This window comes from Bizionia sediminis, assembly GCF_042684585.1.
GTDB classification, from domain to species: domain Bacteria; phylum Bacteroidota; class Bacteroidia; order Flavobacteriales; family Flavobacteriaceae; genus Algorimicrobium; species Algorimicrobium sediminis.
Genome location: NZ_JBHULS010000001.1, coordinates 430,681 through 453,536, shown reverse-complemented (window position 1 = coordinate 453,536; position 22,856 = coordinate 430,681). Strand labels below are relative to the sequence as shown.

Annotated in this window: 21 protein-coding genes; 10 read left to right on the top strand and 11 right to left on the bottom strand. The window is 35.7% G+C overall.

Annotated features, from left to right (window positions below; all coding sequences use genetic code 11):
• Window positions 1-71: 71 nt before the first annotated feature.
• A complete protein-coding gene (gene hemN, locus ACFSQP_RS02040; protein ID WP_376891390.1) occupies window positions 72-1,436 on the bottom strand; it encodes an oxygen-independent coproporphyrinogen III oxidase in 1,365 nt (454 codons plus the stop codon).
• 137 nt (window positions 1,437-1,573) lie between these two features.
• Between hemN and ACFSQP_RS02035 the strand changes: the two genes are divergently transcribed.
• Both ACFSQP_RS02035 and ACFSQP_RS02030 read left to right on the top strand, forming a co-directional pair.
• Complete coding sequence (locus ACFSQP_RS02035) at window positions 1,574-2,173, top strand: superoxide dismutase family protein (RefSeq protein WP_376891389.1); 600 nt, start codon at window positions 1,574-1,576, stop codon at window positions 2,171-2,173.
• Between the two features lie 305 nt (window positions 2,174-2,478).
• Window positions 2,479-3,156: a hypothetical protein gene (locus ACFSQP_RS02030; RefSeq protein ID WP_376891387.1), complete on the top strand. Its 678-nt coding sequence runs from the start codon at window positions 2,479-2,481 to the stop codon at window positions 3,154-3,156.
• A 96-nt stretch (window positions 3,157-3,252) separates the two neighbouring features.
• Here ACFSQP_RS02030 and ACFSQP_RS02025 read toward each other — a convergent pair whose 3' ends face one another.
• Complete coding sequence (locus ACFSQP_RS02025; protein WP_376891385.1) at window positions 3,253-5,496, bottom strand: TonB-dependent receptor; 2,244 nt, start codon at window positions 5,494-5,496, stop codon at window positions 3,253-3,255.
• A gap of 305 nt (window positions 5,497-5,801) precedes the next feature.
• Here ACFSQP_RS02025 and ACFSQP_RS02020 point away from each other — a divergent pair, with 305 nt between their 5' ends.
• Complete coding sequence (locus ACFSQP_RS02020; protein ID WP_376891383.1) at window positions 5,802-6,974, top strand: LETM1-related biofilm-associated protein; 1,173 nt, start codon at window positions 5,802-5,804, stop codon at window positions 6,972-6,974.
• Between the two features lie 14 nt (window positions 6,975-6,988).
• On the opposite strand, the gene ACFSQP_RS02015 is transcribed toward ACFSQP_RS02020, so the two are convergent.
• From ACFSQP_RS02015 to ACFSQP_RS01985, 7 genes are all read right to left on the bottom strand, one after another.
• Complete coding sequence (locus ACFSQP_RS02015) at window positions 6,989-7,744, bottom strand: LytR/AlgR family response regulator transcription factor (RefSeq protein WP_376891382.1); 756 nt, start codon at window positions 7,742-7,744, stop codon at window positions 6,989-6,991.
• A 36-nt stretch (window positions 7,745-7,780) separates the two neighbouring features.
• Window positions 7,781-8,089 carry a 2TM domain-containing protein gene (locus ACFSQP_RS02010; RefSeq protein ID WP_376891381.1) on the bottom strand — a complete coding sequence of 103 codons (309 nt, stop codon included), beginning with the start codon at window positions 8,087-8,089 and terminating at the stop codon, window positions 7,781-7,783.
• A complete protein-coding gene (locus ACFSQP_RS02005; protein WP_376891379.1) occupies window positions 8,089-9,420 on the bottom strand; it encodes a 2TM domain-containing protein in 1,332 nt (443 codons plus the stop codon). The genes ACFSQP_RS02010 and ACFSQP_RS02005 overlap by 1 nt, the downstream gene beginning before the upstream one ends.
• Before the next feature lie 436 nt (window positions 9,421-9,856).
• Window positions 9,857-10,585, bottom strand: coding sequence for an energy transducer TonB (locus ACFSQP_RS02000; protein WP_376891378.1), 729 nt, complete (start codon window positions 10,583-10,585; stop codon window positions 9,857-9,859).
• A 633-nt stretch (window positions 10,586-11,218) separates the two neighbouring features.
• Window positions 11,219-12,496: an NAD(P)/FAD-dependent oxidoreductase gene (locus ACFSQP_RS01995; protein WP_376891376.1), complete on the bottom strand. Its 1,278-nt coding sequence runs from the start codon at window positions 12,494-12,496 to the stop codon at window positions 11,219-11,221.
• 311 nt (window positions 12,497-12,807) lie between these two features.
• Window positions 12,808-13,614: a lysophospholipid acyltransferase family protein gene (locus tag ACFSQP_RS01990; protein WP_376891375.1), complete on the bottom strand. Its 807-nt coding sequence runs from the start codon at window positions 13,612-13,614 to the stop codon at window positions 12,808-12,810.
• A 49-nt stretch (window positions 13,615-13,663) separates the two neighbouring features.
• Window positions 13,664-14,305, bottom strand: coding sequence for an NUDIX hydrolase (locus ACFSQP_RS01985; RefSeq protein WP_376891373.1), 642 nt, complete (start codon window positions 14,303-14,305; stop codon window positions 13,664-13,666).
• A gap of 5 nt (window positions 14,306-14,310) precedes the next feature.
• On the opposite strand from ACFSQP_RS01985, the gene ACFSQP_RS01980 reads away from it, so the two are divergent.
• Entirely contained in the window at window positions 14,311-15,012 is a 702-nt protein-coding gene (locus ACFSQP_RS01980) for a peptidylprolyl isomerase (protein ID WP_376891372.1), read from the top strand.
• Window positions 15,013-15,028: 16 nt separating this feature from the next.
• Here the strand turns inward: ACFSQP_RS01980 and ACFSQP_RS01975 are convergent, their stop codons facing one another.
• Complete coding sequence (locus ACFSQP_RS01975) at window positions 15,029-15,628, bottom strand: trimeric intracellular cation channel family protein (RefSeq protein WP_376891371.1); 600 nt, start codon at window positions 15,626-15,628, stop codon at window positions 15,029-15,031.
• Between the two features lie 247 nt (window positions 15,629-15,875).
• The gene (locus ACFSQP_RS01970) at window positions 15,876-16,601 is read right to left on the bottom strand and encodes an RDD family protein (RefSeq protein ID WP_376891370.1); all 726 of its coding nucleotides are present in this window, start codon (window positions 16,599-16,601) and stop codon (window positions 15,876-15,878) included.
• Between the two features lie 33 nt (window positions 16,602-16,634).
• Between ACFSQP_RS01970 and ACFSQP_RS01965 the strand changes: the two genes are divergently transcribed.
• Genes ACFSQP_RS01965 through ACFSQP_RS01940 form a run of 6 tightly spaced genes read left to right on the top strand, consistent with a single transcriptional unit; the run spans window position 16,635 to window position 22,796 of the window.
• Entirely contained in the window at window positions 16,635-17,618 is a 984-nt protein-coding gene (locus ACFSQP_RS01965; RefSeq protein WP_376891369.1) for a stage II sporulation protein M, read from the top strand.
• Window positions 17,611-18,525, top strand: a complete 915-nt coding sequence (locus tag ACFSQP_RS01960; RefSeq protein ID WP_376891368.1) for a hypothetical protein — start codon at window positions 17,611-17,613, stop codon at window positions 18,523-18,525. The genes ACFSQP_RS01965 and ACFSQP_RS01960 overlap by 8 nt, the downstream gene beginning before the upstream one ends.
• A complete protein-coding gene (locus ACFSQP_RS01955; protein ID WP_376891366.1) occupies window positions 18,525-19,262 on the top strand; it encodes a hypothetical protein in 738 nt (245 codons plus the stop codon). Before ACFSQP_RS01960 ends, ACFSQP_RS01955 begins: the two co-directional genes overlap by 1 nt.
• On the top strand, window positions 19,255-20,454 hold the full coding sequence (locus ACFSQP_RS01950) for a DUF4350 domain-containing protein (protein WP_376891364.1): 1,200 nt from the start codon (window positions 19,255-19,257) through the stop codon (window positions 20,452-20,454). Before ACFSQP_RS01955 ends, ACFSQP_RS01950 begins: the two co-directional genes overlap by 8 nt.
• Window positions 20,454-21,464, top strand: a complete 1,011-nt coding sequence (locus ACFSQP_RS01945; RefSeq protein ID WP_376891363.1) for an AAA family ATPase — start codon at window positions 20,454-20,456, stop codon at window positions 21,462-21,464. Before ACFSQP_RS01950 ends, ACFSQP_RS01945 begins: the two co-directional genes overlap by 1 nt.
• A complete protein-coding gene (locus tag ACFSQP_RS01940; protein ID WP_376891362.1) occupies window positions 21,465-22,796 on the top strand; it encodes a DUF58 domain-containing protein in 1,332 nt (443 codons plus the stop codon).
• Window positions 22,797-22,856 lie beyond the last annotated feature (60 nt).

Genomic DNA, 22,856 nt, shown 5'->3' with positions numbered 1-22,856 from the left:
AGCGCTATGAATACTTTACACGCTTGAATCCTGATTAATTGATTGTTTTTTAATGACTAATTATATTTTTATTACACGGTCATAGAAAATAATTGCGCATCTGGTTTTTTACGCTGCAACAACAAATCGAAGGCCATACACACATTTCTAACAAACGGTTTTCCGGCTTCTGTTACTGTTAAACTTGTTGCATTAATGTGAATTAAACCATCGTTTTCCAATTCTTTCAATTGAATTAATACGTCTGGTAATTCCTGAAAATAATTTTCAGATGCTTGCCAATTTGTTTCAAAATGACACATCAGGTTTAAAATATGCTTTCTTATAATTAAATCTTCTGCCGTTAAAATATGCCCTTTAAAAACGGGAATCTGGTTCGCGTCCAAACGGGCGTAATAATCTTCCAGTTTTTTTTCATTTTGAGCAAACCCATACCAACTATCGCTAATAGCCGACACGCCCAACCCAACCATAATTTGTGTTTTACTGGCCGTATAACCCATAAAATTTCTGTGTAACTCCTTGGTTTGTGTTGCTTGGTACAAACTATCTGTTTGCAAGGCAAAATGATCCATCCCAATTTCCACATAGCCGCATACACCCAGCTCGGCTTTTCCTAATTCGTATTGCCGGCGCTTGCTGGCTGCAGATGGCAAATCGGAGTCTTTAAAACCACGTTGGCCATTGCCTTTTATCCAAGGAACGTGTGCATAGCTATAAAAAGCAATGCGGTCTGGCATAAGAGCTTTCGTTTTTTTAATGGTTTCTAGAACATGTGCTTCGGTTTGAAATGGTAACCCAAAAATAATATCGTGGCTAACCGATGTATAACCTATTTGCCGCGCTTGCTCGGTTACGCGTTTTACGTTTTCGAAAGGTTGAATTCTATGTATAGCTTTTTGGACGGTTTCATTATAATCCTGAACCCCAAAGCTTACCCGCCTAAAACCTAAATCGAATAGGGTTTTAAGGTGTACTTCTGTTGTATTGTTTGGGTGCCCTTCAAAACTAAACTCGTAATTGGGTGCTTTTTCTGCCACCAACAAAATACCGTTAATAAGGCGTTGTAAGTTATTGGCTGAAAAAAATGTTGGTGTGCCACCGCCTAAATGAAGTTCTTTTATTCGCGGCTTATGGCCAAGGACAGTTACGTAAAGCTGCCATTCCTTTAAAACATAATCTATGTAAGGTAATTCTACTTCGTGACGCGTAGTAATGCGTTTATTACAGCCACAAAAGGTGCACAAGCTTTCGCAAAAAGGCAAATGAATATATAAACTTATTCCTTCTGTTTCATTGCTTTCTAAAAATGATTGCTGCAAACCAGCCTCCCACTTTTTTACCGAAAACAGCGCCTCGTTCCAATAAGGAACCGTAGGGTAACTGGTGTACCTAGGACCAGCAACATTGTATTTATTAACTAATTTATTTGACATACCTGACTTATTATGAGGCAAAACTAACGGCAATTTTCAATATAAAATATGATAATTGTCATACATTAACCTGCAAATACTTCATTTTATGTGAAATAATATGTAACTTTCGGCTAACTAAAAAAACTTTAAAAAGAATGAAAAAATTACCACTTGTAGCACTTGCAGCCGCGTTTGCGCTGGTATCAAGTTGCAAAAACAACAACCAAGAAAATGCAGAACCAGACACGCCAAATGCCGATATGATTACCGAGGATAACATGATGCAAGAAGCAACTCCAGCGGTAAAAAAAATTACCACAATGCTTTCTGCTAAAAGCGGTTCAGATGTAACAGGCGAAGTGGTTTTTATTGAAGAAAATGGCGAGGTGGTTATGACTACTAATATTACGGGATTAACGCCTGGTATGCACGCTATTCACCTACACGAAACCGCGGACTGCTCGGCAGACGATGGCACATCGTCTGGAGGCCACTGGAATCCTACTGGGCAAAAACATGGCAAATGGGGAGACGAAGCTGGCTATCATAAAGGCGATATTGGAAATTTAGAAGCCGACGAACAGGGTAATGCTAGTCTTACCTTTAGAACCAACGAATGGTGTATAGGTTGTGGGGATCCTGCAAAAGACATTATTGGAAAAGCGGTTATAGTACACCAAGGTGTAGACGATTTTAAAACGCAACCAACGGGCGATGCTGGTGCACGTGTAAGTTGTGCCGGTGTTATTGAATAAAACCGAATAACATTTAGCTACCATAAAAACAAAAAAGCTGCATTTAGCAGCTTTTTTTGTGTTACATGTCTTGATTTTTTAGGTTTAAAAAGAATGAACCTATTTTAAACCCTATGTTTTGTAATTGACGACTATTGGTATTGGTGTTGGGTACTATTTAAAGGCTTACAAAACCCATACAAATCTGGAAAGTGGCATGCAATATCTGTTATTTTTCAGGCTTCACAAATAAGAAATACCGCAATTAAAGTATTTTTACTACCTTGTCTTACCTGTTTAATTCATATTCAAAAACCTGTATTGTCATGATGCCTGTATTTAGAATCTTAATCGTATTACTAGTTCCCATATGGGGTTTTTCGCAGAAATCTTTTCAATTTGATTACATGCTTACCTACGAAAATGTATATGTTCAAAAAGATTCGTTAAAAGATACCACAGTATACCTAACAAACGCTGCAGATAACAGCTATTTTATTTCTTTAAAGGACATAAGCCATACCGAATATGAGCTAACATTTACCCAGCACGATATGATACGGGCCCAAGTTAAAATTAATAAAACTGCCTTTTTAGCAAATAAGTACCTAAACGTAGTTTGTAGCCATGTAAGCAACCATAAAAATACGGTTAAAAAGGTGGCTAATAACTACCAGTTTACAGCAGTAATGGATACCATTATTAATAATAACACCTATGCTAGTTATAGCCTAAAACCAACTTATTCCACCAAAAAGCGTTTAAAACATAAAGCCGGTACAAACTTGTATATAATAAACACACAAATACCGCACTTGCCTATGTTTACACATCCTACGGCTTACGAAAAATGGCTTTCAGAAAAAAGGTTACCTCACGGTATTCCTGTTAAAAAATGTTTTAAAGATGAAAAAAACGAACTTTATAACTGCGAAACATTAATCCGTTTTTCCAGTGTAAACAAACAATTGGTTTTAACTGGAAACTGTGCGCACTTGGAATAAGAAACGCAATAAACCTTGCTTGTTACAAAAAATAAATCGCCTGCATGCTGCAGGCGATTTATTTTTGAATAGGCTTTATTTTTTAAAAGCACACTTTTAAAACCGATAACTAACTATACCATTAATAAAAAATGGTGTTCCAGGAGTAAAATGAATTTCTTCTACAGGCTCCAGTTCGTTTTGCAAGCGTGATTCTGTTGCAAATTGTGTTTCGTTCCATTCTGTATCAAACAGGTTTTCAATAGCTAAACCTACAGTAAAATTAGTATTAAATGCATAATTTAGGTTTAAATCGGTTACAAAATAACCCGAGGCTACTATGGAGTTATCCTCATTAGCAGGTCTGTCGTCAATATAGCGGTAGCGAATACCGCCCGAAAAACCATTTAGGTCGTTAAGTGCTAAACCACCTGTTAACGTAAAATCGGGTGCCAAAGGGATGTAATCGGCTCCGTTTGGCTCGTCTACACTCCTAGCATGTGTAAAAGTGGCATCGGTATCAAAATACAACCAATTGGTAAATTGGTAGCGCAACCCAACATCTAGACCATAGCGTTCAGATTTTCCGCTTGGTTCTACAATACCGGCATCGCCAACGTACACAAATTCTTGCTCCGAAAATAAGTACCACAGGGCTGTATTGAAAACCATTTTTGGAACAGGCTTCCAAATAGTTCCTAAATCTACACCATAGGCTTTTGGCAATATCTCTTTACCATTTTGAGCCACAACTACCCGAGAATCGTTGGAATGAAAACCAATACCCGATTTTAAGAACCATTGTAAATTTTTAGTCTGATTGAAATAAACATTTAGCTTTGGACTAAAGGCTGTTTTGGTTTCTGCCTGCGTTTCATAATCGGTAATTAAGGCATCGTTATACATAAATTTAAAATAATCCAAGCGTAAGGCTGGCGCAATAACAAATTTATCTAATTGGAAGGCTGCATTTACAAAGCCGTACATATTGGTTTGGTTTACATTACCCAAAGCCAAGTAATCCAGCGTTTCATTTCGGTTTAAGGTATGCGACAACTCCACATCGTTAACAGCATCTTGGCGTAAACCAAAGCCAGAAGTAAGTTTCGTGTTTACCTGTCCTAACTGCAGCTCCTTGGTAAAAGCCGTATTAAAGCCAAAGATATCGCGGCTTTCAAATTGTTTAATCTGATCGCCATTAACAGGATCTTCCAGAAAAAAAGTAAAGTTAGAATACAGTTCAAAACCATACCTGCTGTAAAACACATTAGACTTAAACTGTAAACTGCTATTTAACATAGCCTCGTAGGCCAGGTTTATGTTACTTCTGGATGTGTTTCCGCCCTCGGTATCGTCTATGGCGCCAAAACGCGAAATTAAACCACTATCTACGGCGCGCTGTGGAATTTGCCCTGAAGCATCCCAGCGGCTGGTAAAATGCGACACGGTAGCAGATAATTTATTACCGTCCTGTAAATAGGTATTAAATTTTCCAAACACATTTAATCGGTTAAAATTTTGCGGCGATTTATAAGGGCCATCAAACTCTATATATTCTAGAGCTACGTAGGCATTGGTTTGTTTGTTTCTGGGCAGTAAATTAAACATACCCAATGTGCGCAACGCATTAAAATCGCCAATGCTTAAGCTTATTTCGCTAGCGTCTATGCGATCTTTTGTATTAAACTCCACAAATCCTGCTGTTGCAAAATCGCCTTTATTAGCTGTATAAGGACCTTTTCCAAAATTAATGTTGTTAATAGTTTCTGGAATAATAAAATGTAAGTCGCTATAGCCTTGCCCATGCGCATGCGACACCATGTTTACCGGCATACCATCTACAGACAGACTTATATCGGTACCGTGATCGATATCAAAACCGCGTAAAAATATTTGTTCCGCTTTGCCACCACCTGCATGCTGACCAATAATTAATCCTGGTACTTTTCTTAAAATTTCTTGTGAAGAATTTACCGGACTTGTTTCTAAATCTACCTTCGAAATACTATTCATGGCGTTTACCTGTTCGGTAATTACCAATTCATCCAAACGAATGGTTTTCGTTTTCAATGTAAGTGTCATACCATCAGTAAAATGATTTTGCACAACCACAACATCCATTTTTTCATAACCCAACAGACTAACAGTTATAACATCGCCCAAATTTGTATTTTGAAGCAAAAAATAACCATTGGAAAGCGAGTGTGCATGACTAGATGTGTTGGTATTATAAATGTAGGCGTTTTCCACGGGTTGCCCGTTAACATCGTTTACCGTTCCTTTTATTTCTTGAGCCTGTGCTACCGACCCCAAAAAAAAGATAAACATAAACCAATTGTGTAATTTTAAAGATTTCAACATAAAAAAATTTATAAGATTATTGTTTTTATAGCAACTATTTAAACACGTAATTAAACTAATTATGCAGCACTAACAGATTTATTTTTTCCTGTTTTAACATTAAAAAAATGTTAAAAAAGCGCCAACGGCAAAAATATTACCATTACGAGAGTTTATGTGGGTTATTAACGGTTTTTTAACAAGGCAAAACAATTATGATTGGGAAAAAACCAGCATTTTCTTTAAAAAAATGCAACAAGTAGTGCTATTTTTATGTAATAGGATTTAGATTAAAAATTTATCTTTACAGCATTAAACAGCAAATTATGAACCCATCGGCAAGCGGCTGGATAACCAAACTCTTACTTGAAAGCAACTTACACACACCCCTAAAAACGCTTACAACCGAAGCTTTTTATACAGAACTTAGAAACAATGGCTTTATATACGGTAGCAATGTTGCTGTTTTTAAAAACTATGTGGTAAACCCAGATTTTACAAGCGAAGAAATTTGTAAAATTAATTTAATTATTGCCTTTCATTATATCCACCAAACAGCAGCCGTAAAAACCAATTTTATAGATAGTGTAATAGATTTTTACACGCACATAAATGCTTATAAAGCCTCTTTTTTCTCTGATTTGTTGGGCGGTAGTAAAAATGTTTCAACTTTAGAAAAAATTATACATAAGCGCGTTCAAATTGATGATAATATTATTGAAAGAAGTTTTAATTACTTTATTACCAACGCTCTTTTATTTACAGATGTATTGGCTTACAATTTGTTTATTACAACGCATAACATTTCGGAAGCCTATTTTAGAAACTTTGAAGCAGCCATTGAAACAACGGTTATTAAAACCTTAAATTCTAAAGTAGAAAAAAGTAACTACGACCAAAGTCTTTTAGATTTATTTGAACAATCACGCCGCTACCACGACACTGCAAAAATTGACTACCACCAAGCGCTTCAATATATTTCCAAACCCATGGAAAAATATTATTTACTGGATGTTGCTTGTATGGCAGCTTGGGGCGACACGGTAATTGATAGTCGCGAATACGATTTTTTACACACCCTTCGTGCCGATTTAAAGCTTAAGCCAAGTTGTACTGCAGAGGCCACAAAGGCTATAAATATATTTTACGAAACCCATAAAAATAAAATAGCCCTATTAAGCTCCAAAAATGTTGTAAAAACTTTTTACAACAACTCTAGCGATATGGTACATAAACTCATTTCCAGAAATAGCAAGCGCTTGCTAAAAGAACTGCGGGAAAGTAAGGAACTTATGAAACTATTATCGCAATCCACTATTCGTGAATTAACACAAGACGAACAAAAACGCGTAAACAACCAATTGCTAGATATTTTTAAATCCATACCTAGTTTGGCCATATTTATGCTGCCCGGAGGCGCTTTATTACTGCCACTGGTAATAAAATTTATTCCCAAATTACTACCGTCCGCTTTTGATGATAACCGGGTAGATAATTAGGCCATAGCTGTTTATTATTCCAACCAGTTTTTAAAATCCTTAACACGCTCTCGGGCTACAATAACATCTTGCTCTGTATAATTATATAGTTTGATCTCTAAACGCGAATTCGTGTAACTTACCATATCTTTTATGGCATGAATGTTTACATAAAATTTTCTGCTAATTCTAAAAAAATACTGCGGATTTAATTCATATTCTAATTGCTCTAAAGTGGTATCCAAAAGATAACTTCTACCTTGATTGGTATGTAAGTACGTACCCTTATTTTCGCTATAAAAACATTCTATGTCATCAATGGAAAAAAGCTTTAAATGCTGCCCTACTTTAACCGAAAAACGTTTTTTATAGTTTGGTTTCGATGCCTGTGCCAATAGGCTTTTAATAGCCTTATAATCCATTGTAACCTCCTGCTTTTTAAACTGGTGTTCTTCAAATTTATGTAAGGCTTTAGTTAACTCATCTGTATCTATAGGTTTTAACAGGTAATCAATGCTATTTAATTTAAAAGCTTGAAGAGCATAAGCATCATAAGCCGTAGTAAAAATAATGGCAGATTTTACGTCTACCTGTTCAAATATCTCGAAAGACAACCCATCACTTAACTGAATATCCAAAAAAATAAGATCGGGGTGCAAATTATTTTTAAACCATATAACCGACTCCTCTACGGAGTGCAGCATGGTTTCTGCCTGTAAATTTAGTTTAGCAAGCATCCGTTGCAGGCGTCTGGCGGATGGTTTCTCGTCTTCTATAATTATAACACGCATAGGAAGTTATTTAATTTTAATACGTTTTATGTGCTACTAGTTGTTATGGCGTTCCATATACTCCTTAATTTTACGTGCTTCCCAGTTTTTACCTAATATCCAATTGGGTAAAAAAGTTGAAAATCCGTGAACCAATAATCCAAAACCCCAAAATGTTAATGTGAAAAAATTCTTAAATTGAAAGTAACTCTCATGAGGCCCCAATGCTTGAATATTTATAATCACAATCATTACATTAATAACACAAAATATACAGGCATGTATATAAAATCCTTTTAGCTTTTTGACTTCCGCTTTGGCACGATCTAGGCGCTCTTGCTGTTCAAAATTGAAATTATGACGCATTAGTTCCATTTTCTCTGATTGGCCTCTTTATTTAAAATCTCCTGAATTTTTCGCTCCTCCCATTTTTTACCATATCCAAAAACGGTAAATGCATGAATTACAAGCCCCATTCCCCAGCCCAACATAGGAAACCAAAACCATTGAAAGCCCCAATAGGTCCAGTAGTTAATAAAAATTAAAAACGGTATCACTAACGCGTAAGAAATAAGATTTCCGTAAAATCCTTTTATATCTTCTACTTGCTTTTTGGCCTGGTAATAAGCCGCTTCATTGTTGGTAATTTGTTGTATTTCCATACTTGTTATTTGTTTAGTTAGCATCGGGATTGAAACATTAAAAACCGTTGCCGTTTGATTAATAAAAACTTTTTTTGCCGTAAGCAATGCATAGCGCTCCATGATATTATTTAAGCCTACACCACTACCTTTTTTAAGTACTTGTTTGGTTTGTAAATTATTTTCGACAACCAGGTAGCCACGCTGCTCATAAATTTTAATAAGCAAGGGCTTATTGCTGGTTACCATATTATGTTTTACTGCGTTTTCTAATAATAACTGCAGCGATAAAGGCACTACTTTGCTATCCGGATTTAAGGCTTGTTCAGGTATTTCAAAAATAATACTGTCTTCAAAACGCATTTTCAATAACAGCATATAGGTTCTAGCAAACGCCAACTCATCATTAACCGATACTAAATCTTTATTCTTTTGCTCCAAAACATAGCGATAAATTTTGGAAAGCGATGTGGTAAAGCGCTGTGCATTTTCTGGATTTTCTTCAATTAAACTGGACAGTACATTTAAGCTATTGAATAAAAAATGGGGATCCAACTGATTTTTTAAGGCATCAAACTTCGCCGTTTGCGTTTGCGCTACTATTTGCGACTCTTTAACCTTTTTATCTTGCGTTTGCTTAAAATAATGAACCGCATGAAAAGCAATTACAATGGTTAAAGTCATCCATAAACCAAAGGTGTAATCGTTGTAAGATTCGTTATCTAAAAACACATCAAACGTTTGGTTTTGATATACCATAGCTTCAAAAATATGTAAGAAGAACAGCCCTATTACTGTAATTACCACCGAACCTATAATGCCGTATAATAAGCGTTTAAAAGTTTCCGCTTCCTGCCACTTACGGTTTCCTAAATATTCAAAAAAATACATATTTGAATACCCCAATACAAAGGCATATAATTGATAGAATACAAAATTAATAAGAAGCATGTTTTTCGTTTTAGATTGAAATCCACCTGATAAAGAATTCCCAATAACAAAAACCAGGCACCCAATTCCAAAAACAATTATTATACGTTTTACAAATCTATTCATGAAAATGCTTTCTATTAACTTTTTTTAAACCAGTTCATTTCGCTACCAAAAGGCACTTATTTTATTATGCTGCTGTAAATATCAAATCATAAACTCATTTTACAAAACACAACTAACCCAATTGTCTATTTTTAAGGATGAACTGCTCATAGAATACATACACCCATAAATTTTTAGGAAAAAACAGCCATATGTTTTTTACAGGTAAAAAGTAATGAAAACATAGGGTTCTTAAAAAAGGTTTAATAATTCCGGTAGCTTTTTGAGGAAAACAGCCTAAATTAAAAAAAACGGCATTAAATTGATTCATTTTTCAATTTAATACCGTTTTCGCTTCTACAAAGAAGCTATAACACAGCACCTTTACACTTTAATACAAATTGAGCGTGCTGTAAAAAGCCGCGACAATTATTTGGATAAAAACACACCCAAAGCCTTACTCTAAAACAAAGTTTATAGGAATTGAATACGGCACTTTTACGGGTTTACCACGTTGCTTTCCTGGCTCCATAATTGGCAGCAACCCTATTATACGCTCGGCCTCACGCTCCAGTTGCGGGTCTGGACCGCGCGATTTAATCTGACTGACACGACCTTCTGCATCAATAAAAAACATAACGTATACCTTTCCAAAAATACCCATATCTACAGCCGCTTTTGGATATTGAATATGGTTGCGAATATGTTCGTTAATTTTAGAATTAAAACAATCTTTTAAAGCCTGATTGGAGGTACCAGTACAACCAGGAAATACAGGCACTTTTTCAACCACCGAAAACGGCACCGAAACAACCTCGTCTACCTCCTCTACAACCACCTCTTCTATACTAATTTCGCGTTCTTCAATCCGATCATTTTGGTTAGTTTCCGAGCTTTCAATAACTGTTTCTTCAATGTCCTTAAAATCGTCTACAATGGTAATAACCTCTGGAGTTGCAGCCACAGCGGCCGGCGGTGGCGGCGGTGCTACTTCTAAATTTGTTATCGGAATATCGGTTTCCAGAGTTTCATCAAAAAATAAAACCTCCTGTACCGTGCTTTCTGAAACAAACGTTCTGTGTTCTAGCAAACGCCAAGTAAAGAACAACATAATATTTAGTCCTAGCGCGAAATAAATAGCACTATTGCGACCAATTTCTAAATCCGGATTTTTTTTGCGTTCCATAATATAGAGAATTAACCTACGTTAAGATACGCAAATTTTAACCAAAAACACAGTGTTAAATATTTTATTTTCAGTTGTTTAACCCATACAAAAAAAACGTCCAAAACGCTTCTTTTTGACCTTAAAAAAATTTGTAATTAGCTGATTTTGTTATAGATGCAAAAGCTGTATTAAAACCAATGCAAATCTGGTTATGATACCGCCGTTTTAGTACCCGTTACACATACTGAAAAAAGGAATTTTTAAGAAAAAAATGCCCTAAAATATTTAACTAGAATCAAAATTTTTAAGCATTTTTTTGCAGCAAAAAAATAAATTTTAATGTTTATAATTATGGACTAAACTAATCCATACAACACAACAGTAAAGCTTTTTTTACCTCAATTAATAAAGTATGTTTAATAACAGAATTGGTTTGTTACAAACCGAAAGCATAGATACTTTTAGCAAGGTAATGCCAGCAGAAATAGCCTTGTAATAAACACTTGACTTATGTAAAAAATTACTGTACATTTACCAACATAACACTGTTTTAGTTGTGTTATTTAAAGCCTAAAAGCCATCATAGAAAAAACTTATAGCTACCGCTTATAAAATTACTAATCAATTATTTAGTAGTATTAACATAAACAATTAGTTTAATTTTTTGAAAGGCCGAATAATTAGCCGAGCTGCTTTATCAAAATTAATATAATTATAGCTCCAGTTAAAGAAAATAACCACCCTATTTCTGAATCCAACTAGCGCCATTAAATGCACAAACATCCAAACAAACCAGGCTATAAAACCGGAAAATTTTAGGGCGCCTAAATCCACTACCGCTTTATTTCTACCAATAGTTGCCATTGAGCCCACATGCCGATATTCAAATTTTTTCATAGGTTTTTTGGCCAGTAAATTAACCAAATTTTTAGCCAACAAACGCCCTTGTTGGATAGCTGGTTGGGCCACCTGTGGATGCCCTTTTGGATACGCCTCTGTTTCCATATAAGCCACGTCTCCTAAAGCAAAAATATGAGGGTAACCCATTAGCTGATTAAATCGATTAACACGGTATCTGTTTGTTTTATTTACAAGTACATCTGCCGTCAAACCATTTACCGGATTCCCTGTTACACCAGCAGCCCAAATTAAAGTTTCCGACTCCATTTGTAAACTGGTATTGGTTTGTACTTTTTTACCGTCGTAATTTTCTACAAACGTATTGCAGTGTATGTTTACGCCTAACTTTTCTAAAAATAACGCAGCTTTTTTAGAGGCATGTTTGCTCATTGGTGGCAGCAACCTATCGCCACCCTCCAGCAAATGAATTTGCATATCTTGAGCATTTAAATCGTGGTAATCTTTTGGTACTACATTATTTTTGAGTTCGGCAATGGCTCCAGCTAGTTCCACACCCGTAGGACCACCACCCACAATTACAAAGTTTAAATAAGCGTGTCGTTCTGCTACGGTTTTAGCTATGGTCGCTTTTTCTAAATTTTGAAGAATTAAGCTTCTAATATTTAAAGCCTGTGGCACCGTTTTCATGGGCATGCTAAAGGTTTCTACTGCTTTATTCCCAAAATAATTGGTTTTAGTTCCTGTGGCGAGTACCAAATAATTGTAATCCAGTACCCCTACAGAAGTATCAATTTGCTGTTTTTCAGGGTTTATTTGCGTCACCTTGGCTAAACGAAAGAATATATTTTCGGACGTTTTAATTATTTTTCGCAAAGGATAAGCAATGGAGTCCGGCTCCAAACCGGAACTGGAAACCTGATATAGTAAAGGTTGAAAGGTATGATAGTTACGTTGGTCCAATAAAACCACTTGCACTGGTTTGTTTTTAAGTCCCTTTAGTAAATTAATTCCCGCAAAGCCGCCACCAACTACTACCACCCTTGGGTATTTTGACTCTGGAATATTCATAAATGCTCGTATTAGTACTATCAAATATAGTACATCAGCACATGAATGACTATTTTTTTAGGATTTTAACACAGCCCCGTAAAACTGCAATTAGCGCGCGTTTAGTACGGTAAACTACTAATTTACGTTGTGTAATTGCCGTGTTTAACAACTAAAAAAAAAGATTAATTAATTAGTCTGTTACGGCCTTACACTAAACAGATAACAGCTTGTTGCCGCGAAAAAGGTATCATACACCGCTAACTTCTTGTAAGCAAATTAACGGCGGTGGTAGGCTATAAAAACAGAAACATTAAAAGAACAACTCACCTCTAGTCCTGACGCCATTTACGCTTTTTATTTAAGGCCTCTTGCGCCTCCAACACGTCTTGTGGAATAACTTTTAAAAAAGACGGATGCTGTTCAATGGCGTACTCAATTTTTTCTACAATTTGAGGTATGGTTTCGTTTTCGTAATCGATGTTAAGAGGCTCTTTAATTTCAATAGTTTGTAGAATATTTTTTTTCTTAACCCGGAGACCTTTTTTATCAAACGAACGTCTAAACCCATCAATTACAATAGGCACCACTATAGGTTTGTAGTGTTTTATTATATGCGCAGTTCCTTTTCTAATGGGCTTAAAAGGTGTTGTAGTACCCTGCGGAAAAGTTATAACCCAACCATCTTTTAAAGCCGTTTTTATGGCTGAAATATCGCTCATTTTAACCTGTCTGTTAATATCTTCTCCTTTCGATCGCCAAGTACGCTCAATACTAATAGAACCCGCATAAGCCATTATTTTTGGTAACAAACCGGATTTCATGGTTTCCTTTGCTGCCACATAATAAATATTCATTTTTGGCTGCCACAAATACCCAACATTTTTTATCGAATCGTCCCGATTGCTCAAACTCGCATTAAAAACATGAAACATGGCCACCACATCGGCAAAATAAGTTTGGTGATTGGAAATAAACAAGACATTCCTTTCTGGTAAGTTTCTGATAACTTCAGATCCTTCAATTTGAAGCTCATTAAACCCTCTAAATCGTCTGTGCGTTAAAACACCTAAAATTCTTATAATCCATTTTTTAAGTATCAGATAATGCCCAAAAGGGTTTTGTTTAAACAAGCCCATAAATTACACGTATTATAATTAGCGTCACAAATGTACTAAAACTGTTGGTTTACATAAGTTGTTTTAACATGTCTTTTATTTCGCTTAACATCATAGCTGTTGCTCCCCAAACCACATAATTATTTAAATAAAAAGCAGGTACGGGCATATCCACACAGTAGGATGTTGATACCGTTTTGGTTACCACATTGGCTTCATTAATAAAGTCTTTCAAGGCCACTTCAATTACAGTTTCTACCTCGCTGTCCTGTTTTATAAATTTTGGTGTTGTGCGTGTAATACCCAAAAACGGATACACAAAAAAATTGCTTGGCGGAATATAAACCCGCGTCATAGCCCGAAGGACTTCAATAGATGTTACCGGAACACCAACCTCCTCCCAAGTTTCACGTATAGCAGTGTGCTCAATAGAACCATCTGTTGGCTCCTCTTTTCCGCCCGGAAATCCCACTTGAGCTGAATGCACACCTTTGTAGGCCTTTCGTAAAATTAGTACCAATTTTGTTTCTGCTTGCGCATCGGGATAGAATAAGGCCATAACCCCCGCACTTTTGGCATTAACAATCATTTTTTTTTGAAGCGCTTCCAAATTATCTCGAAACGGAGGCGACATTTTAAATTGTGATGCTTCGGCAGGCAGCGGGATATTTTTTATTTTAGCTACCGATTTTAAAAACTCATTAAATTTCATTTACAATGCGTGTTCTACTGTATGCTATATTAGTTTTGGTTTTGAGTTGTGAAGATAAACAAACGAAACCAAATGTATTGGTTCCAAAACAAACAAAATCCGAAAACAAACCCTCTAAACAAGCGGATAGCACTGAAAAAGAGACACCTAAATTTCCTTTTTTAACAGACGAAAACGCCATGGAGTTTTTTCTGGAATATGAAAAACACAATCAGGAGAATACAGTTCGTATTTCTACGCGTTTTGGAAACATAGATATCCTCTTATTTCCAGAAACCAAGTTTCATCGGGCTAATTTTATTTACTTAACCAAACGGGGCTATTTTAACAAAACCCAATTTTACCGCGTTGTTAATAATTTTGTTATACAAGCTGGTAACACAGACGACCCAAAAGTAAAGCGCAAACGTGCCGATATTGGGCGGTATTTACTTCCGCCAGATACCAAGCGTGGTTTTAAACACCACAGAGGTGTTGTAAGTATGCCAAGTAGCGACATTGAAAATGCCTATAAACTTGCCTCGCCATTTGAGTTTTTTATTGTTCAGAAGCAAGACGGTGCCTACCACCTAGATGGTAATTATACCATATTTGGAAAAGTAATAGCCGGGATGGATGTAGTAGACCAAATTGCCGCACAAGAAACAGACAGAGGCGAATGGCCCCTTCGTAACATTTATATAAAAGACGTTACTATTTTAAACTAAAAACTGGCATTATAGGCTATTTGTAAACGCTTGGTAAACTTATTCTAAACCGCACTGCCAGCAACCGAACCACGATTACTACCAAGCCAGAAATAATGAAAACAATATTATCGTCTACAGGTAATTTTTTAATTAAAAAATAAGTTAAACCACCTATAATACATGCTGTGGCATAAATTTCTTTTCTAAAAATAACAGGTATTTCATTACAAAGAATATCCCGAATAACACCGCCAAAACAAGCCGACATAGTACCTAAAGCGATGCAAATAATGGGGTCTAACCCCGCATTTATACCCTTTTCTACACCTACTACCGTATACAAACCAATACCTATGGTATCGAATAAAAAAAGCGACTTGCGCAGATAATCTATTTTGGATTTAAAAAGAATGGTTAAAAACGTCGTTACCAAAATAACGTATATGTAATTTAAATTTAGCATCCAGCTTACTGGAGTTTCTCCAATTAGCACATCCCGAAGCGTACCGCCTCCAACGGCTGTAACCGATGCTATTATTAAAATACCAAAAAGATCCATGCGCTTGCTAATAGCTACTAAAACGCCAGAAATAGCAAAGGCAATAGTTCCAAGAATATCGAGGGCGTAAAACATAACAAATTTTATGGGTAAATAACTCGGGCAAAGTTATGCAATGATTACTAGCTTCACGCATTTATTAATTAGTATTTTAAGGGTTAACACATGAAGCATTTTGCAACCTGAAAAAGTTTAGCACCAAACTAATTACCAATAAAGAACCCAAAAACAAACCTACATCTAGGAGCTTTGTTTATTTCTGCACCTTGCACATGCCCTAAAGCACTTTAAGGCTGCTTGTTATGTATGCTAACAAAAGGGCTTACATATTTTGCGTGTAATAATTATAATCTTTCAAAACAGTTTCAATAAACTCTTTATCAAACATATCCGTCTCTATTTGAAGCACTTGACATATTTTAGTACGCAAAAGTGTTAAGGTTTTAAAATCGTTTGTACGTTTGGCAATTAAAAAGGCTTCTTTTATAATACGCACATCTTTATCGCTCAACCCTGTAACATTTTTAAACACCGGCTGATAATCTGTTGCCAACTCCTCTAAAATCGTACTACTTATGCGTTGTTGCTGTTTTGCACTAATTACAACAGTACCTGCTGCGGCATCGCCAACACGTTGTTTTTTGTTGGACAACAAAATACTCATAACGCCAATAGAGGCAAAAAACAACCAAATATCTATTAATCTAAGCATCCAACGGACCAACAAATTGTACCATTGCGTAGGAGCGCCATCTAAACGGACTACCTTTATTTTCATAATTTTCTTACCTACCGTTTGCCCGCCAAATAAAATGTGGCAAAGCAACGAGTAAAAAAATGCGGGCAAGGAAAGTAACCCTAAAACACCACCACGCGTCCAGCTATCGGTTGTAAAAATATCGGAAATAGCCACAAGATTTTCCATTACGGTTAAATAGGCTATTAAAATAAGGCCATCAATTAAAAAAGCAACCATCCGTTCGCCAAGACCGATAAGTTTATAATCTAAATTGACATTTTGGGCTGTGTTAATTGCTATTCTGCTCATGGAAATGTATATTCGTTTAAATTTTAAGTGGCTATGCGCGAGGCATCATTCGTTAAGCAAAATAAGGAAAAATGGCTGGTTTTTGAAAAAGCATTGCACAATAATGCAAAAATAAATCCAGACGACCTTGCTTCATATTACATTCAACTTACCAACGATTTGTCGTATGCGCAAACATATTATCCAGACAGCAAAACATTACTGTACTTGAATGGGCTGGCCGCAGAAGCGCATCAAAAAATATATACTACCAAGCGCGAGTCTAAAAATAAAATTGTATCGTTTTGGATGTACGAATTTCCACTTTTTTTTAGAGCCTATCATAAAACCCTATTATACACGTTTTTAATTTTCATGGCGGCCGTTTCTATAGGCGTTGTATCTACGTTAAACGATGCTAGTTTTGTAAGGTTAATTCTGGGTGATGCTTATGTTAACATGACTATAGAAAACATTGAAAATGGCGAACCCATGGCCGTTTACAAAAGCGGTAGCGAATTAGGCCTGTTTTTGGGCATTACCATTAATAACATTCGAGTTGCTATTTTTGCTTTTGCTGCCGGTGTATTTTTTAGTGTAGGTACCTTATATATATTATTTAGTAACGGCATCATGTTAGGTGCTTTTATTACGTTTTTTTATAATTACGGGCTTTTAGATAAAACCTCAACTATTTGGCTGCATGGTACCATTGAAATTTCTGTTATCGTTATTGCCGGTTGCGCGGGGTTAGTAATGGGCAATAGTTTTTTGTTTCCTAAAACCTATTCTAGGCGAGAGGCCTTTATGAAAGGCGCTAAAGACGGTTTAAAAATAGTTGTAAGCACTTTGCCGTTTTTTGTGCTAGCGGGTTTTATTGAAGGCTTTATAACCCGTTTAGGCGAAAACATGCCGCCAGTTTTAGCTTATGCTATAATATTTGCATCGCTTGTTTTGGTTGTATTTTATTATATTATTTATCCCATACAATTAGAAAAAATAACCCAGTTAATTTCCCAAAAAGAACAAAATGGATAAACCCTATTTAGAGCTTCGTACACGAAACAATTTTGGCGATATTATTACTAACTATTTCGACTTTCTAAAATTAAATTTTAAATCGTTTGTAAACTTGTATTTGCGTTATAATGCCATAAGTATTATTCTCACGCTTGTTGGGTCTTACTTATTGGTTACTGGCTTTATGGGTTTGGCTAGTCGCGATTTTAGGTTTGGTATAAGTGCCGCGCTAGATAACGATATTTATTTAATTGCCGGCGGTTTGGTTTTAGCCGTTATTTTAATGGTAACAACCATTTTAAATTATAGTTTTTCCAGTGTCTATGTTAACGAGTACGTAAACAACCATGGTACGGTTGTTTCTGCTAATATATGGAAGGCTATTAAGACTAATTTAGGAACTATTATTTTATTTATTTTAATGGGTATTGCCATTTATCTGGGCTATTTGGTAGTAACAGTTATACTTGCGTTTATTCCATTATTGGGCATGCTAGTCCAATATGCCTTAAACTTTACATTGAATGCTTTTTTTGGACTTTCCTTTATGGCCATTTTTAATGGGAATAAATCGGTGGGCGATGCTATTTCCGAAGGCTGGTCTTTTACCATTTCAAATTTTGTGCGCACCGTTTTTTACGGTTTAGTTATTGGTATCTTAAACATTATGATTACCTTTTTAATACTATCCATTCCTGGTTTTATTATTGGTATTTATATGTATTTTTCTGTAGAAAGTCAGGTAGACTTTGCCACCAGCACCGTGGCTACCATTATCTTTACTATGGGTTTTGCCATGTTTGTATTGTCTTTTATTTTTTCGCAAGCCCTAACACAAGTAGCCTATGGCATTTTGTTTTTCAATTTGCACGAGGAGCGCTACAATACTTATTTACGCCAACGTATTGAACAAATAGGAACTTAATGAAATGGCCTAACTCACATAGCGTAACGGGACTTGTTGGCGCCTTTTTTGTAATGCCTTTTTTATGGGGATTTACAGACTCACAGCGTAATACCCTCCCACAAGATAGCACCATGGTTCAGGTGCGGCATTTTAAAGAAAAAATAAACGACAGATATACTGGTCGCGATTTTAATTACGATATTAACGATACCGGAGGCGTTAACCTGTTACAAGAGCTACTGCAAAAATTTTTTACGTGGCTTGGCAATATTTTTGGTATTGAAGTGGATTTTATAGATTACCAAACAATGACGTATATTGTTTATGGGCTTTTAGCGGCCATAGCACTCTATTTATGTATCAAATTTTTAATACAAGCCCCAGTGCGATCTGTTTTTAAAACGGAAGAAAAAGCCATAGATGGTTTTAATTTTATTGAAGAAGACATTAAACAAATAAACTTTGACCAGTTAATAGCCCAAGCCCTGGAAGACAGTAATTACCGATTAGCAACGCGTTATTTGTACCTGAAATCGCTAAAAACATTAGCAAACAAACAAGTTATTTCATGGCATTACGATAAAACAAACACCGATTATTTAAACGAAATATCCGATGAAAATATAAGGAAATTATTTAAAGATATTTCCTACATATACGATTATGTTTGGTACGGTAAATTTGCAGTAAGCGAAACAGATTTCAACAAAAACAAAAGCTATTTTTCAACCTTAAATAAACAAATTAATGGATAAATACTCCAAAATTGCTTTATACAGCATTGGCGTCATTATTTTGCTACTTATGGTTGCAGAAACCGTTAAACCCAGGCCTTTAAATTGGCGCAATTCCTACAGCGCCGCCGATAAAATTCCGTTAGGTGGTTATGTATTGTTTAACGAACTCAAAAACAGTTACAACACGCCTATAAACATATCAAACCAGAGCATTTTCGAATTTATAGGCAACCAGCCAAACCTAGAAAATAGCACACTGCTTCTTATTAACGATGTAATAGGTATGGAAGATCAAAGTGCAGAGGCGCTTTTAAAATTTTTAGAAAATGGTAACACCGCTTTTATAAGCACAAGTTTTTTTTATGGCAAATTAGCAGACACCCTGAATATTGTTATTGAACAGGATGAGACGGGTTTCTTTAAAGCTCCTTCAAAATCTACCTTTACCAGTCCTTACCTTCAAAAACAAGCCGGCATGTTTACGGACGTTATTGAAAATGCCTTTTTTACATCGGTAGATACCTCGCAAACCACAATTTTGGGTTACACTGAATTTTCTGAAGAAGCCATAAAAAAAGCAAACTTTATTAAAACCACCATAGGAAACAAGGGTGGCGCCATTTATGTACATAGCAATCCGTTTGCATTTAGTAATTACCATTTGCTGGACGATAAAGCAGATTATGCTGCAGCCGCCTTATCCTATTTACCCAAAAATCATACCTTAATATGGGACAACTACTACAAAAGTGGTCGTAAGGTTATTAACAGTCCGCTGCGCTTTATTTTAAGTAATCCGGCGCTAAAATGGGCCTTTTACTTAAGTTTGTGTGGCTTAATTATATTCGTAATTTTTAATGGAAAACGCAGACAACGAATTATTCCTGTTGTAGAACCGTTAAAAAATACAACGGTTGCGTTTACACAAACCATTGGCGACTTGTATTATCAGCACGGAGATTACACCAATATTATAAACAAAAAAATTAGTTACTTTCTGGATTTTATTAGGCGTAATTACTACCTGAATACCAATACCCTTAATACCGATTTTATTCAAAAACTAGCTGTAAAATCTGGTAATACCGTAAACGATACCAAAACACTAATCGATTTAATAACACTATTAAAATCTAAAAGCGTCCATTCCGAAAACGAATTACTTTCCTTAAACAAACAAATTGAACATTTTACTAAAAAAGATATATAATGGAAGACACCAATCATAACGAACACGCCGAAAACGATAATTTACACTTTTCCAACAGAATAGATTTAAAGCCATTGCAAGCCCATGTAACGCAGATAAAACAAGAAATTGGAAAAATTATTGTTGGTCAGAACGAGCTGATAGAACTCTTAATTATTTCAATACTCGCCAATGGGCATACTTTAATAGAGGGTGTTCCGGGTGTTGCTAAAACCGTTACAGCCAAATTACTGGCACGAACACTGGATGTAGACTTTAGTAGAATTCAGTTTACACCAGACTTAATGCCAAGCGATATTTTAGGCACCTCCATTTTTAATGTTAAAACAAACGAATTTGAGTATAAAAAAGGGCCTATTTTTTCAAATATTGTATTAATTGATGAAATAAACAGAGCTCCTGCCAAAACTCAAGCCGCCTTATTTGAAGTTATGGCAGAACGCCAAATAACCATAGATAATAACGAATTTTTAATGGAAGCGCCCTTTCTTGTCTTTGCCACACAAAACCCCATAGAACAAGAAGGAACCTACCGCTTACCAGAAGCCCAATTAGATCGGTTTTTATTTAAAGTTACCGTAAACTATCCTTCGTTAGATGAAGAAGTGCAAATTTTAACCGAAAACCACAAACGAGCGGACCAGTTAGATTATAGCACAATTACCCCTGTTTTAAATGCTTCCGAAATACTAAAATACCAAACCTTAATTAAACAAATTTTGGTTGAAGATAACCTACTACATTACATAGCCTCTATTGTAAACAACACACGTAACAATGCCAATTTATACCTAGGCGCATCGCCAAGAGCCTCTATTGCTATCCTAAATGCAGCTAAAGCCAATGCTGCTATTCAAGGACGCGATTTTGTAACGCCAGACGATATAAAACGTTGTGCTAAAGCCGTCTTGCAACACCGATTAGTGTTAACACCAGAACGCGAAATGGAAGCTTTTACCGTAGATAAAGTAGTCGATTTAATATTAGAAACTATTGAAATACCTAGGTAATTGAAACGTATTGTTAAACATACATATTTAGAGTCGCGGTTTTTTACCATTTTAATAGGGTTTGTATTTCTATTTATAATGGCCTACCAAATACCAGGTTGGCTGCCTATTAGCATTTTTTTACTAACGGTTTTTGGGCTGCTGGTACTTACCGATACGTTATTACTTTTTAAACAAAACGGGTTACAGGCTAATCGGGTTTTACCAAAAAAGTTAAGTAATGGCGATAACAACCCCATCCTAATTACCCTACACAACGCGTATAATTTTAATGTAAAGCTAAAACTAATAGACGAGCTTCCGGTACAGTATCAAAAACGCGACTTTCAAATTCTTACAGCTTTAAACAAACTTTCCGATAAAAAAATAACCTATACCCTACGTCCTTTGCAGCGTGGCGAATATCATTTTGGTTACCTTAATGTGTACGTCACCTCGCCCATTGGATTAGTAACCAGACGCTTTCAGTTTGGCCATAATGCCATGGTACCAAATTACCCGTCTTTTTTACAACTAAAAAAGTATATGCTTATTGCTTTCTCCAACAAGCTATTCGAATTTGGCTTAAAAAAAATTCGTAGTATTGGGCATACTATGGAGTTTGAGCAAATAAAGGACTATGTGCCAGGCGATGATATTAGAACCATAAATTGGAAAGCCACTGCCAAACGGAACCAAATGATGGTAAATCAGTTTCAAGACGAACGCTCGCAGCCCATTTACAGCGTTATCGATAAAGGCCGTGTTATGAAAATGCCTTTTAAAGGGTTAAGCCTGCTGGATTACGCCATAAACGCCACTTTGGTAATTAGTAATATTGCCTTAAAAAAGCAAGATAAAGCGGGTATGTTTGCCTTCTCTAAACAGGTTTCTAATAAAGTGTCTGCAGAACGCAGGCCTTCCCAAATGAACCAAATTATGGAAACGCTATATAATTTGGATACAGATTTTGCTGAATCGGATTTTTCACGATTGTATATAGACATGAAGCGGTATTTAAACCAACGTAGTTTGCTTTTACTATATACTAATTTTGAAACTTTAGACGCACTTCACAGGCAATTACCTTATTTGAAAGCCATGGCTAAAAACCACGTACTGGTAGTTATCTTTTTTGAAAACACCGAACTGCATAAACTCACCCAAAAAACAGCAAAAAACACCTACGAAATCTTTGAAAAAACCATAGCCGAAAAATTTATTTTCGAGAAAAAACAAATTGTAAATGAATTACAAAAACACGGCATTCAAAGTATGTTAACAGCTCCCGAAGATTTAACCTTAAATACCATTAATAAGTATTTAGAAATTAAAGCACGCGGACTACTATAAAATTACCAAATGTATTGTAATTAAAGGTTAGGCAAAAAAAAGCGATTTATGCTGGGTTAT